11 protein-coding genes and 4 pseudogenes are annotated in these 12,940 nt (G+C 53.3%); 11 read left to right on the top strand and 4 right to left on the bottom strand.

All coding sequences use genetic code 11. From position 1 onward, the window contains the following. Positions 1-295, bottom strand: a pseudogene (locus DDT56_RS24825) (IS3 family transposase); the annotation flags it as partial. Positions 296-322: 27 nt separating this feature from the next. Beyond that, positions 323-547, bottom strand: a pseudogene (locus DDT56_RS16705) (integrase core domain-containing protein); the annotation flags it as partial. Between the two features lie 55 nt (positions 548-602). On the opposite strand from DDT56_RS16705, the pseudogene DDT56_RS24820 reads away from it, so the two are divergent. The 3 genes and pseudogenes from DDT56_RS24820 to DDT56_RS16695 all read left to right on the top strand — a co-directional run. Beyond that, positions 603-734 (top strand): annotated as a pseudogene (locus DDT56_RS24820) (PTS galactitol transporter subunit IIC); the annotation flags it as partial. Then, a pseudogene (locus DDT56_RS16700) lies at positions 732-905 on the top strand (type II toxin-antitoxin system RelE/ParE family toxin); the annotation flags it as partial. The pseudogenes DDT56_RS24820 and DDT56_RS16700, both read left to right, overlap by 3 nt. Positions 906-1,000: 95 nt before the next feature. Continuing rightward, positions 1,001-1,918, top strand: coding sequence for a hypothetical protein (locus DDT56_RS16695; protein WP_136167564.1), 918 nt, complete (start codon positions 1,001-1,003; stop codon positions 1,916-1,918). A gap of 269 nt (positions 1,919-2,187) precedes the next feature. Here DDT56_RS16695 and DDT56_RS16690 read toward each other — a convergent pair whose 3' ends face one another. Continuing rightward, positions 2,188-3,288, bottom strand: coding sequence for a DUF1615 domain-containing protein (locus DDT56_RS16690; protein WP_136167563.1), 1,101 nt, complete (start codon positions 3,286-3,288; stop codon positions 2,188-2,190). A gap of 408 nt (positions 3,289-3,696) precedes the next feature. On the opposite strand from DDT56_RS16690, the gene DDT56_RS16685 reads away from it, so the two are divergent. The 8 genes from DDT56_RS16685 (at position 3,697) to dkgA (ending at position 11,907) form a co-directional block, all read left to right on the top strand. Beyond that, a complete protein-coding gene (locus DDT56_RS16685) occupies positions 3,697-4,692 on the top strand; it encodes a LysR family transcriptional regulator (protein WP_136167562.1) in 996 nt (331 codons plus the stop codon). Positions 4,693-4,938: 246 nt separating this feature from the next. Continuing rightward, positions 4,939-6,378: an aspartate ammonia-lyase gene (aspA, locus tag DDT56_RS16680; RefSeq protein WP_136167561.1), complete on the top strand. Its 1,440-nt coding sequence runs from the start codon at positions 4,939-4,941 to the stop codon at positions 6,376-6,378. A 223-nt stretch (positions 6,379-6,601) separates the two neighbouring features. Next, a complete protein-coding gene (locus DDT56_RS16675) occupies positions 6,602-7,903 on the top strand; it encodes an anaerobic C4-dicarboxylate transporter (RefSeq protein WP_136167560.1) in 1,302 nt (433 codons plus the stop codon). Between the two features lie 110 nt (positions 7,904-8,013). Continuing rightward, positions 8,014-8,235: a ribbon-helix-helix domain-containing protein gene (locus tag DDT56_RS16670; protein WP_136167559.1), complete on the top strand. Its 222-nt coding sequence runs from the start codon at positions 8,014-8,016 to the stop codon at positions 8,233-8,235. Beyond that, positions 8,232-8,612, top strand: a complete 381-nt coding sequence (locus DDT56_RS16665; protein WP_136167570.1) for a type II toxin-antitoxin system VapC family toxin — start codon at positions 8,232-8,234, stop codon at positions 8,610-8,612. The genes DDT56_RS16670 and DDT56_RS16665 overlap by 4 nt, the downstream gene beginning before the upstream one ends. Before the next feature lie 155 nt (positions 8,613-8,767). Then, entirely contained in the window at positions 8,768-9,961 is a 1,194-nt protein-coding gene (metC, locus tag DDT56_RS16660) for a cystathionine beta-lyase (RefSeq protein ID WP_136167558.1), read from the top strand. A gap of 244 nt (positions 9,962-10,205) precedes the next feature. Beyond that, positions 10,206-10,865 carry a DedA family protein gene (locus DDT56_RS16655; protein ID WP_136167557.1) on the top strand — a complete coding sequence of 220 codons (660 nt, stop codon included), beginning with the start codon at positions 10,206-10,208 and terminating at the stop codon, positions 10,863-10,865. Between the two features lie 214 nt (positions 10,866-11,079). Beyond that, complete coding sequence (dkgA, locus tag DDT56_RS16650; protein ID WP_136167556.1) at positions 11,080-11,907, top strand: 2,5-didehydrogluconate reductase DkgA; 828 nt, start codon at positions 11,080-11,082, stop codon at positions 11,905-11,907. 45 nt (positions 11,908-11,952) lie between these two features. Here dkgA and DDT56_RS16645 read toward each other — a convergent pair whose 3' ends face one another. Then, a complete protein-coding gene (locus DDT56_RS16645; RefSeq protein ID WP_136167555.1) occupies positions 11,953-12,690 on the bottom strand; it encodes a GntR family transcriptional regulator in 738 nt (245 codons plus the stop codon). Positions 12,691-12,940 lie beyond the last annotated feature (250 nt).

The following is a 12,940-nucleotide window of genomic DNA, read 5'->3' as shown; positions in this document are numbered from 1 at the left end:
CCCGCTTACGGCAAGGATCAGCGGGTTTACGTTCAAGAAGCAGATTATGTGTTCTCATAATGCGATACACCCGCTTCGCATTAACCACAGGCAGGCCGTCCCGCTCTGACTCCCGTCGCAGCAGCGCCCACACACGGCGATAACCATACGTCGGCAGGTCAGCCACCGCCATGTTTATCCGGGACAATACGGTGGTATCGTCAGAACGGGGCTGCCGTCTGTGATCCTGCCAGTCAGATGGCCGGTGAACCCTGATGCTCAGTTGCGCACGCGACACACCAATACTGGATTTGACCCTATATATCCAGACGTTTTTGCTCTCTTACGGTTGCGATAACTTCCTGCATATATATTCCCGTGGTGAGCGATATCCCAGCGCACTATGCGGATGGTGTTCGTTGTAATGGCTGAACACCAGCGCCAGATATCACTGCCGCCTGGCTGCCCGGTTTCGGCATCATGCTGATATAGTCCATTTTATCGTCTTCACGCAGCTTTCTGCCATGCAGTTGCTTTCCGGACTGCACACCGCTTCCACGATCGGCTGGGGCTCGCCGCTGATGCTGCCGGTAGTGGTCGGTTTTATCGTCATCAACCTCGCCATGCCGCTGCCGAAAATGATCAAGATTCTGGCGCAGGGACTCCTGATCATCCGCGATGTCGCCGAAGCGAAACTGAAAGCCAAATTCCCCGGGCGAGATTTCTACATCGGTATGGATACGGCGTTATTTTTGATAATGGGTACAACGGGACGTTCTGACCACCCGAGGATTGGCATTCCCCAGTCAAGGTATGAACCAAGAGAGGTGAGAAAAATTCTGTTTGATGATTATGAGGTTCATTATGAAATTCAACATGATACAATTTATATTATCGATCTTTGGCATACGAGGAAAGATCGCTGAACTTCGGTCTTCTTTTCTATTCCATGGTAGCCAGTGAATGGCTTACGTGGCGATGTAATCTCATAAAGCGAATATCTGATGTATATGGAGGGAAAATGGCGGAAGGCTTAAAAATGTTTTACGCCCGTCACGAGCGTAAGAATAAAAAAGTCATACAGGTTTCTGAAATTCGACCGGAAGATAGAGACGCTCTGTTATGTCAGTTTTGTGATGCAAAAATTACCTGGGTCGACTCTTATCAGCGCATGGGGAGAACTATTCCGGCCTACCTTCGGCTATGGCCCAAAGCCACGCACGGTTCAGAATGTAAAAACCGCGTAAAATCTGCGGTAAAAGCACTTGTTGCGCAATCTCAAAATATTGAAGATGACAAAAGTATTTTTGCAGAGGATAAAACAGGCTACGTTTTTCGTATGAATATGCTTATCGAGGCCAGTTCTGACGCCACCAAGGCAAGAAAGGCGCATGATGAAGCGATAGATCCTGCCGATAAAGAACGTAAACGCATCCAATATCACCGTGCGGAAAAGAAACTGACAGACTATTTTAACTCCGCTGCTGGCGTCGCCAAAATCAGAGCCAGGATTGAAGACAGCGCCGATAAAAAAGAGTTAGGTGAGTTAGTAAAAATTGCATTCCATAAGAACACGATTAGCTGGAATGATTTTTTCTTTGATGAGGAACGCTATCCCATTCTTTTTAAAAAAGCGGATAAAATCAAGCATCCGGTAGCTATTGCATTGACGGTGAAGAGTATCAAAAAGGTGAAGTCTGATTTCATTAGCTTGAAAGGGGAGGAATGTCATGTCCCTACTGGTGAAGGGTTGAAAGACTACTTTTCTCCTGAAATAACGACAAATATTGAAAACATGTTTGAGCATATAAATCCTGACGATGAATTAATTGTTGTTGGGTGGATAAAATCATCCATGAGAGAATGGAAACATATCACCTATAAGAATATAACTTTTAGGCTCTCTCGCAAAAAACAGTTTAGCAAAATCAACGAGTAGTTTTATTGATGCAGAGCTAATCGCTTTGTGCCGATACGGCAATCACCTGATCGTTGATCAATGTCGTAGAAAATACTCATACGGTTCTGAGCCGGGTTATGGTGGGGCCGACATAGTTTTGCACGTTCTGGTCAGGGAAGAGCTATTGCCGAAGGTGGATTACGGCGTGTACGCCAAGCACGTATTAGCTCCTGAAGCTCCCTACCCTTTTGCCCCGAGTCATGCGATCAAACCTCACCCGGCTTTAGGATATAACCCCTCCACCGCGTTTATCTCCCCCGCCCCATACAGCGCAGGCGACGCTCATCTACCCGCTTGGCGAACCACGCCGTGGTCAGTTTGCGGGTGATTTTCGGGCTTTCCAGCGCGATGCCCGGCAGGATTTCACGCGGCGCCCTCTCCCCCGCCGATTTATCGGCCAGCGCATAGACCCGTTCATACAGCCCGGTTTTTTCAAACGCCAGGCTATCTCCCTTCTCCAGCGCCCGGCGGATCGCGGCATCGCTCATATCCAGACGTTTGCCGAGCGAACGCACCGCCCGTTCGGTCGCTCCCGCTTTATCGGAGCCGTGATTGATCAAATCGCCATCCAGCGCCAGCGGAATGCCGCTTAACCGGCTGACGGCGCGCTGGAATGCCGCATTGCGGCTGGCGTACCAGCCGGCATTAAAATCGGCAAAACGGTAGAGGGAGCGGGAATAATTCGCCGGATAACCCAGCAGGTGCATAATGCCGAAATACATTCCCCCGCGACGGCTGAATACTTCGCGGCGGATGGAGCCGTCAACCTGGTAGGGGTAGTTTTTGGCGTTGGCCTCGGCGAACGCGATGCTCACCTGCATCGGCCCGCCGGTATGCACCGGGTTCAGGCGGCCGAACAGTTTTTGCCCCATCGGCACCATGTTGATGAAATCGTCAAAAATGGCGCTCAGCTCTTTTTCACTGCGTACCTTGTCCAGCCGTTCGCTGTAACTCTTGCCGTTGGGAGATTTGATCAACAGCGCGGTGCGCACCAGAAAAGGCGGGATATGCAGTTTTTCCGCCCGGCGATCGATCTCCTGCCAGGCGATTTTCGCCAGGCCCGGCACCTGCGGATCGGCCTTGAACGTCGATTCCTGTTCGGTGACCGCCAGTACCGAGCACAGGTTTTCATCGCTGGGATCGATGCCCTGTGCGCTAAAAGCCGCGGCGATATCCGTCGCCCAGCCCTGACGATCGCCGACATTGGCCGGCATCAGTTGTACCAGCCGGGCTTTGACATCCGCCGGGCGCGGCGCCGGCGTCTGCGAGGTCTGGCTCGAGCACCCGGCCAGCGTCAGCAAGGCCATCAGACAAAGCGGGCGCAGCCCGGAAACGCGGTAATGTGACATCTTATCCCTGAGTATGAGGAGGAAAGCCGAGCAACGTTAACGCAGCAGGCGCCGATGATCCAGCGGACAAAGAGCAGTCGGCACGCTTTTGTCGCCACAAAGCCGCTTGCGGCGCGGCATCGGGAAAAATTTCACAAAACTCATATTAATCTTATTTAAAATCATTAAGTTGCTATATTTTCGGCATTTTTACAACGCGAACTGATATTTTCCGCCGCCGTTAACTTCAGCGTAGCTACACCTAGTTATAAGAAAAAATTAATCAGTGACATGCACTGCATTTTTTCCAGGATCGGATGGCTAAGATGGCGTCAGTCAGCACGCCTACCGGCAATGCATATGGGTTAAACTACATGTTTACTTAAGCGTTTCAACAATCCAGTGCCCTTGCACGGTAGGCAATATCAAATGGTCAAACGAACAATGTCAGCCAATAAGTCGATTGATATGTATGCAGTCCACGTCTTCGTGACGGTGGCTGAGGCAGGAAGCATGACCGCGGCCGCCACGCGGTTGGGGCTGACGCCGTCAGCGGTCTCGCAAACAATCAGGTTATTGGAGGACGATTTTGGCGTGATGCTGGTCAACCGGGGCAGACGCCCTTTTGTGTTGACGCCCTACGGCATTGCGTTAAAAAACCGGGGCGAGGTGCTTACCGAAGAGATCGCCAACCTGAAAGCGCAAGTTCTGGAGGCGGGGCGCGGCATCAAACCCGACCTGCGCATCGGTCTGGTTGACTCCTTCGCCATCACCTGCGGTTCGGTATTCACCAAACGGCTGCTAAACAGTTCATCGCAGTTGCTGATCCGTACCGGCTTAAGCCCGCAGCAAGGGGAAGCCCTGATGCGGCGCGAACTGGATCTTATCGTGACCAGCGATCCGTTGATGGATACGGACAGCGTGGTGCGCTACCGACTGTTTACCGAAGGCTATTTTATTATTACCCCTCCGGAATATCGCCAACGCATAAAAACCATCGAAGATATTCGCGAGCTGTCCGCCGCGTTGCCGCTGGTGAGGTTTAATCGCAATTCACAGATTGGCATGCAGATTGAGCGCTATCTGCGCAGAATCGATATTCGCGTTCCCAATATGCTCGAATTTGATAATGCGGATACCTTAACCTCCATGGTGGCGGCGGGAATCGGCTGGGCCGTTACCAGCCCCATCAGTTTTTTACAATCGGAAACCTATTCCCGTCAGGTTCTGACGCATATGCCTGATCAGCTGAATATTAAACGTTCGCTTTATATTGTCGGGCATCGTGACGAGTACAGCGCTTTTTTTGACGAAGCATGCGATGTGACCCATGAAATCATCAAGACCGTATTTATTCCGAAACTGAAGAACCTGAATCGGGGTATCGAAAGATTGGTGTCTATTAACTCAGAGGATGTGGAATAGCGCGTCGATAAGATTTTCGGCAATGAGGAGAGGCGCCGTCCGTGTAGGTAAAACAGCTTTATGAAATGAGCGCGTTGCGATGCGCTTATTGGGGATTAATCCTCCTGAAAATATTTCTCGATCATGATTGCTAAAAATCGTGATGGTCGAACATCGTCTTAAAAATAAGCAAGCCGTATTTTCCACCGATGTTAATCATCGGCTCAATATTTGAAATATAGTCCAATGCAATAAAGGATAATGGTTATGTCAAATAACATCCGTATAGAAGAAGATCTGTTAGGTACACGTGAAGTTCCCGCCAATGCGTATTACGGCGTTCATACGCTACGGGCTATTGAAAATTTTTATATCAGCGACAATACCATCAGCGATATTCCGGAATTCGTCCGCGCCATGGTGATGGTGAAAAAAGCGGCGGCGTTGGCCAACCGCGAGTTGCAGACTATTCCGCGCAAGATTGCCGATACGATTATTCAGGCCTGTGACGAAGTGCTGAATAACGGCAAATGCATGGACCAGTTTCCGGTGGACGTCTATCAAGGGGGCGCCGGCACCTCGGTTAATATGAACACCAACGAAGTGCTGGCGAATATCGGCCTGGAGTTGATGGGGCATCAAAAAGGCGAATATCAATACCTCAATCCCAACGACCATCTGAACAAATGCCAGTCCACCAACGACGCCTACCCGACCGGTTTTCGCCTGGCGGTGTACAGCTCCATCCTGAAACTGGTGGATGCCATCGCCCAGTTGGGTCAAGGGTTTGAGCGTAAAGCCAAAGAGTTTGAACATATCCTGAAAATGGGCCGCACCCAGTTGCAGGATGCGGTTCCGATGACGCTGGGTCAGGAATTCCACGCTTTCAACATCCTGCTGAAAGAAGAAAACAAGAATCTGCTGCACATCGCCGAACTGCTGCTGGAAGTGAATCTGGGCGCTACCGCCATCGGCACCCGTCTGAATACCCCGGATGAATATCAGCACCTGGCCGTACAGTATCTGGCGCAGGTCAGCGGACTGCCGTGCGTGCCGGCCGAAGACCTGATCGAAGCGACGTCCGACTGCGGCGCCTATGTGATGGTGCACAGCGCCCTCAAGCGTCTGGCGGTGAAACTGTCGAAGATCTGTAACGACCTGCGCCTGCTCTCTTCCGGCCCGCGCACCGGCTTGAACGAAATCAACCTGCCGGAGTTGCAGGCGGGATCTTCCATTATGCCGGCGAAGGTTAACCCGGTGGTGCCGGAAGTGGTGAATCAGGTGTGCTTCAAGGTTATCGGCAACGACACCTGCGTTACCATGGCGGCGGAAGCGGGCCAGCTCCAACTGAACGTGATGGAACCGGTGATTGGGCAGGCCATGTTCGAGTCAACCCATATTCTGACCAACGCCTGCTACAACCTGCTGGAGAAATGCGTCAACGGTATTACCGCCAATAAAGAGGTGTGCGAAGCCTATGTCTTTAACTCCATCGGCATCGTGACCTACCTGAACCCGTTTATCGGCCACCATAATGGCGATATCGTCGGGAAAATCTGCGCCGAAACCGGCAAGAACGTGCGTGAAGTGGTACTGGAGCGCGGCCTGCTCACAGAAGAGCAACTGGACGACATCTTCTCCATTCAAAACCTGATGCATCCGGCCTATAAAGCCAAACGCTACACCGACGACAAAGAATCCGTTTAATCACCCTATTGCAATACCAACGGTCAGGCACATGGTTATCCACACCATGTGCCGTCACTCCATAAATAAAAAAAATAATAGCTATACTCAACCGCTTTCGAGATGCAGAGAGGCGATGACCGGACGAATCCCGAAGCGCTGAATCAGATCGGCGATCGGGCGCGGCCCGCACTCCTGCAAGCTAAAAACGACGGGTATATCACATTGTACTAAGGAGCATTGTATGCTGATCCCGGAACTCATCGTTGTGCTGTTCGCCATCTATTTGGGGGCGCGGCTCGGAGGCATAGGCATCGGCTTTGCCGGAGGCCTGGGCGTCCTGATTCTCACACTGGGTTTTCATATCAAGCCGGGAGCGATCCCTTTCGATGTTATCGAAATCATCATGGCGGTTATCGCCGCTATCGCCGCCATGCAGGTGGCGGGCGGCATGGATTATCTTGTCGGCCTGGCGGAAAAACTGCTGCGCCGGCACCCTAAATACGTCACCTTTCTGGCTCCGCTGGTGACCTATTTTATGACCCTGCTGGCCGGTACGGGGCATACCGCCTTTTCGACGCTGCCGGTTATCGCGGCGGTGGCCAAGGAACAGGGAATAAGGCCTTCACGCCCGCTGTCGATCGCCGTGGTGGCTTCGCAGGTGGCGATTACCGCCTCGCCGATTTCCGCCGCGGTGGTGTTTGTCGCCGGTATTCTGGAACCCTACGGCATCGGTTATCTGACGCTGTTGGGTATTTGCATTCCAACCACGCTGACCGCCGTCCTGCTGGCCGCCGTCATCACCAATTTCCTGGGCAAAGAGCTGAAAGATGATGAAATTTATCAGGAGCGTTTGAGAAAAGGCGACGTCGCCGTCGGCAATATCAATACGCAGGAGATAAAACCCGGCGCCAAGGCGTCGGTGATGCTGTTTCTGATCGGCATTATCGCCGTGGTGTTTTACGCCACGGCGATCAGCGATAACGTCAAATTGATCGCCAACCCGGTATTGCCGCGCAATGAGGCCATCGTGGTGTTTATGCTGACCATCGCCACGCTGATCTGCCTGGTCGCTAAAATCGATACCGCGAAAGTGCTCACGGCCAGTACCTTCCGTTCGGGGATGAGCGCCTGCGTCTGCGTGATGGGCGTCGCCTGGCTGGGGGATACTTTCGTCAAGGCGCATATTACCGACATTCAGGAAACCGCCGGCACGCTGTTGCAGAGCTACCCGTGGATGCTGGCCGTGGTGCTGTTTTTTGCCGCCATGCTGCTCTATTCACAGGCCGCCACCGCCAAGGCGCTGATGCCCGCGGCGCTGCTGCTCGGGGTTTCGCCGGTAACCGCCGTCGCGTCGTTCGCCGCCGTTTCCGCCCTGTTCGTCTTGCCGACCTACCCGACCTTGCTGGCCGCGGTGGAAATGGATGACACCGGCTCGACCCGCATCGGGAAATATGTGTTCAACCACTCGTTTCTGATACCCGGCGTGCTGACCATTTCGCTGTCGGTCATCTTCGGCTTTATTCTCGGCAATATTCTGCTGTAACTCCCCAGATGAGCGGCGCCCGGCAAGCGCCGCCACTATTTCTTCCATAGTAGAAAACCGCGCTTTGATATATGATGCGTATATCAAACATCATTTGGGAGGCCATGCCGATGCCCCGTATCGTCATCGATTTACCTGAAGAGGATCTCCGACAGCTGGATAACCTGAAAGCCATTCGCCGCGTGGCGCGGGCCGAAATAATCAGACAAGCCCTGGCCGGCTATCTGGCAAATAATCGCGCGGATGGCAATAACAACGCGTTTGGCTTGTGGAGAGACAAGCATATCGACGGGGTTGATTATGAAAATCAGCTCCGCGAGGAGTGGGAATGATGGCTCAATCGGTCCTGTTTGATACCAACATCCTGATTGATTATTTAAACGGTATTGCGCAGGCGAAAAACACCCTTGAAAAATTTAGCCACAAACCGGCCATCAGCGTTATTACCTGGATGGACGTGATGGTCGGCGCAAAAAAAATGTCCCTGGAGCAAGAAACCCGGACTCGCCAGTTTTTAGCCCAGTTTTTCTTGCTGCCGGTGACCGATGAAGTATCTGAACGCGCCGTTATAATCCGCCATGAAACCAAAATAAAATTACCTGATGCGATCATATGGGCGACGGCTCAGGTAAACGCCAGGACGCTGATTTCGCGCAACCCAAAAGACTTTGCCCCCGAGTCAGGCGTGATCGTGCCTTACCAGCTTTAGAAGATAAACCCTCCACCGCTATTTTTCCCTTCAATCGGAAAAGCCCGTCCACAGGCGGCTTAAGCCGTGATAACGTAGAAAGTATCAGGTAAGCGGGGTCATCCCGGCGTTAATCGCCCGGTGCGGCCAAAAAAGAGATAAAGGTGATATCGGTTATGACAAGCAAGAAAACGGCAACAGTATTGGTCAGCGCGGGGCGCAGCAAAAAATTTACCCAGGGATCGGTCAATCCCGTCATTCAGCGGGCCTCCTCTCTGGTATTCGATACCGTCGAGGACAAGAAGCACGCCGCCATCAATCGGACCAGGGGCGCGTTATTCTACGGCCGGCGCGGCACATTGACCCATTTCTCTTTGCAGGAAGCGATGGTCGAACTGGAAGGCGGCGCGGGCTGTGCGCTGTATCCCTGCGGCGCGGCGGCGATCGCCAATGCGATCCTTTCTTTCGTGGCGGCGGGCGACCATCTGCTGGTGACCGGCTCCGTCTATGAACCCACGCAGGGCTTCTGTAATACTGTCCTGAGTAAGATGAATATCGGCACCACCTATTTCGACCCGTTGATCGGCGCCGGCATCAGCGAGCTTATACAGCCAAACACCAGGGTCGTGTTCCTTGAATCGCCCGGCTCCATCACCATGGAAGTACAGGATGTCCCGGCGATTGTGCAGGCCGTTCGCCGCATCAATCCGGAGATCGTGATCATCATGGATAACACCTGGGCGGCGGGCGTGCTGTTCAAAGCGCTGGAGTTCGGGGTCGATATCTCGGTGCAGTCCGGCACCAAGTATATTGTCGGCCACTCCGATGCCATGCTGGGTACGGCGGTGGCGAACGAGCGCTGCTGGGTCCAGCTACGCGAGCATTCGTATCTGATGGGGCAAATGGTGGATGCCGATACCGCCTATGTCGCCAGCCGCGGCCTGCGTACGCTGGGGGTCCGGCTTAAACAGCATCAGGAAAGCAGTATTCGCATCGCAAAATGGCTATCTGAACGACCCGAAGTGGCGGTGGTCAATCACCCCGCGCTGCCGGAATGCAAAGGGCATGAATTCTACGTCCGCGATTTTAAAGGAAGCAGCGGCCTGTTCTCATTTGTATTAAAAGACAAACTGAGCAAAACGCAGCTGGCTCACTATCTGGATAACTTTGAGCACTTCAGTATGGCGTATTCATGGGGCGGCTTTGAATCGCTGATTCTGGCCAATCAGCCGGACGATCTGGCAGCGATCCGTCCGGCGGGGGGCGTTGATTTCAGCGGCACGCTGATTCGGTTACATATTGGGCTTGAAGACTGCGACGATTTAATCGACGATCTGACCAGCGGCTTTAACCGGATCAAGGAAGTGTGATAGACCTCCGGGCATATTCTTGATTTAACCGCGTCGGAGGGAGGGTAAAGCGTGTATCATGGTAAGGTATTTTGTTGACCGATACCGCTTTACCCTAACTTAACGATTATCCTAATAAACATTTAGCCTTAACAAATTAAGCTCTTAGCCCTGCGTTGCTATCCGCGTATTAAGCACGATAGGTGCGGCCATTTTGTTCCGTATCCATTTTCTTTAGGGCTTCAGTCACCTGGCAGGACGTAATATGAGTGTGGTTCACGACATTATTCAGGCGCTATGGCAGCAGGATTTCAGCGCGCTGGCCGATCCCCATGTCATCTGGGTGGTTTACGGTATTTTGTTTACCACCCTGTTTTTGGAAAACGGTTTGCTGCCCGCCTCTTTTCTTCCCGGCGACAGCCTGCTGCTGCTGACCGGAGCCATGATCGCCAAGGGCGTGATGAGTTTTATTCCCACCCTGCTGCTGCTGACGGTGGCGGCAAGCCTCGGATGCTGGTTCAGCTATCTCCAGGGCCGCTGGCTGGGGGATACCCGGCTGGTGAAAAGCTGGCTGTTGCAGTTGCCCGCCCACTATCATCAGCGGGCTTATCACCTGTTCTACCGTCACGGACTGGTGGCGCTGTTGATCGGCCGTTTTCTGGCCTTTATCCGTACGCTGTTGCCCACCATCGCGGGTATTTCCGGACTCAGCAATACGCGCTTTCAGATATTCAACTGGCTCAGCGGCTTCCTCTGGGTCGGCGGCATCGTCACCCTCGGCTACAGCGTGAGCCACATTCCGCTGATAAAGCGCTATGAAAACCAGGTGATGACGGCATTGATTCTTCTGCCCGTGGTGCTGCTGGTGAGCGGATTAATCGGCATGCTGGTTATGGTATGGCGCAAGAAACACTCCGCGGCCTGATCGCCCCCGCCGTCCGGCGCCAATAACGGCTAAAGCCCTCCCCTCGCAATGCGGCTTTAGCGCCCCAGGGCATATTCCTTAGCCCGCGAAACACGCCTCCGTTTCTCTACTATAATTAATCGATCTGCCCAATAGGGTGCAGCACCGATATCGCATCGGTAACGGGCTAGCCGCTCCCGTTAATCACTGATTAACAATTAAAAAGGAGAGTGATATGACGCAACCCAAACTTAAACTGGCTGACGGCAATATCATCCCCCAGCTGGGCCTCGGCGTCTGGCAGGCGAGTAACGAAGACGCGGTGACCGCCGTCACCGAAGCATTAAAAACGGGTTATCGCGCCATCGATACCGCCGCCATTTATAAAAATGAACAGGGCGTCGGCCAGGCGCTGCAATCCGTTGCTTTGCCGCGTGAAGAGCTGTTTATTACCAGCAAGCTGTGGAACAGCGATCAGAGAGACCCGCAGCGGGCATTGGAAGAGAGCCTGCGAAAACTACAGTTGGACTACCTGGATCTTTATCTTATTCACTGGCCGCTACCGCAGCAGGACACCTACGTGGAGGCCTGGCGCGGGCTGATTAAACTACAGCAGCAGGGGCTGGTAAAAAGTATCGGCGTCAGTAATTTCCACACCCAGCACCTGCAACGGCTGAAAGATGACACCGGCGTGTGGCCGGTTATCAATCAAATTGAGCTGCATCCGCTTTTCCAACAGCGCCAGCTTCATACCTGGAACGCCACCCACCGTATTCAGACCGAATCCTGGAGCCCGCTGGCGCAAGGCGGCGCGGGAGTATTCGATCGGCCCATTATCCGAAAACTGGCGGTGAAGTATGATAAAACCCCCGCGCAAATCGTCATCCGCTGGCATCTGGATAACGGACTGGTGGTCATCCCGAAATCCGTTACCCCGGCGCGCATCAGAGAAAATTTCGACGTGTTCGATTTCCGCCTGGATAAAGATGAACTGGGCGAGATAGCGAAACTGGACAGCGGCAAGCGCCTGGGTCCCAATCCCGATACGCAGGAAAAAGATTAACGCCTCCTCCCCTCGCCGGCCGCGCCGGCGATATTTTCACTGCGCTCAATCCGTTACCTGAAACTCATACACATCGCTGCGGCAGTATATTTCGCAATATTCCAGCAGGTCCCCCTGCGCGTTATAGGTATGCTGACGGCTTAACAGCAACGGCGACCCTACCGGCACGCCGAGATGCCCGGCGACGTCCGCCGGAGACGCCACCGCCTTTAGCCGATAGCGTTTTTTATCCGGGTAGATATTGCGCGCCGCCCAGTATTGATACAGAGAGTGTTCCAGCCGTTCCGGCTCCGGCAGCAGCTCCAGCGGGATCCAGGTGGTTTCCAGCGACGCCGGCTGCTCGTTAATCAACCGAACCCGCCGCAGGTGGGTGACCAGGGTATCTTTTGGCAATGACATCTCCTCGGCGATCGCGGCGGGAAGTTTCTTCCTGCGCCTTTCCAGCCACAGATTGCCCGCCGCGCCGCCCAGTTGCATAACCAAGGCGGTAAAACCCGCCTCATCGTCATCCAGAGAATAATTTAAATGCTGACAGACTCTGGTGCCGACGCCTTGCTGACGCACAATCAGGTCTTTTGCTTCCAGCAACGCCAAAGCGCGGGAAACCGTAACGCGGGACAACCCGATTTGCTGGGCGATCAATCTTTCCGCCGGTAAAAATTGACCGGCTAGCGCTTTGCGCTGGTCGATTGCCGACTCAAGCAGCGCGGCAAGTTGCATATAGCGAGGTGCTGAAGACGGTTCGGCCAGCCTGGCGCGCACCCAAAGAAGTAATTCCTGCATACCGCAGCCTTTTCATTGTTTTACGCTGTTTCCAGCATACGCAATTGTTAAACACAAATGCTAAACCGGATGCAAGGCGCAGAACAAAATTTACCATGTCTTGGATTGGCATCATAAAGGCCTTAAATTGGCCTTGCGCGATGGGTTTAATTTTCATACTCTGAGGAAAGAAGCGCCAACACCAGGGTCATTTTTAACGACCTACTATCAGAAAACCTCGCGCGCCATCTCCAGCAGACCGACAGCGACG

The sequence above is a fragment of the Brenneria corticis genome (genome assembly GCF_003115855.1).
GTDB lineage: Bacteria > Pseudomonadota > Gammaproteobacteria > Enterobacterales > Enterobacteriaceae > Brenneria > Brenneria corticis.
This window is presented reverse-complemented; position numbering and strand designations above follow the sequence as displayed.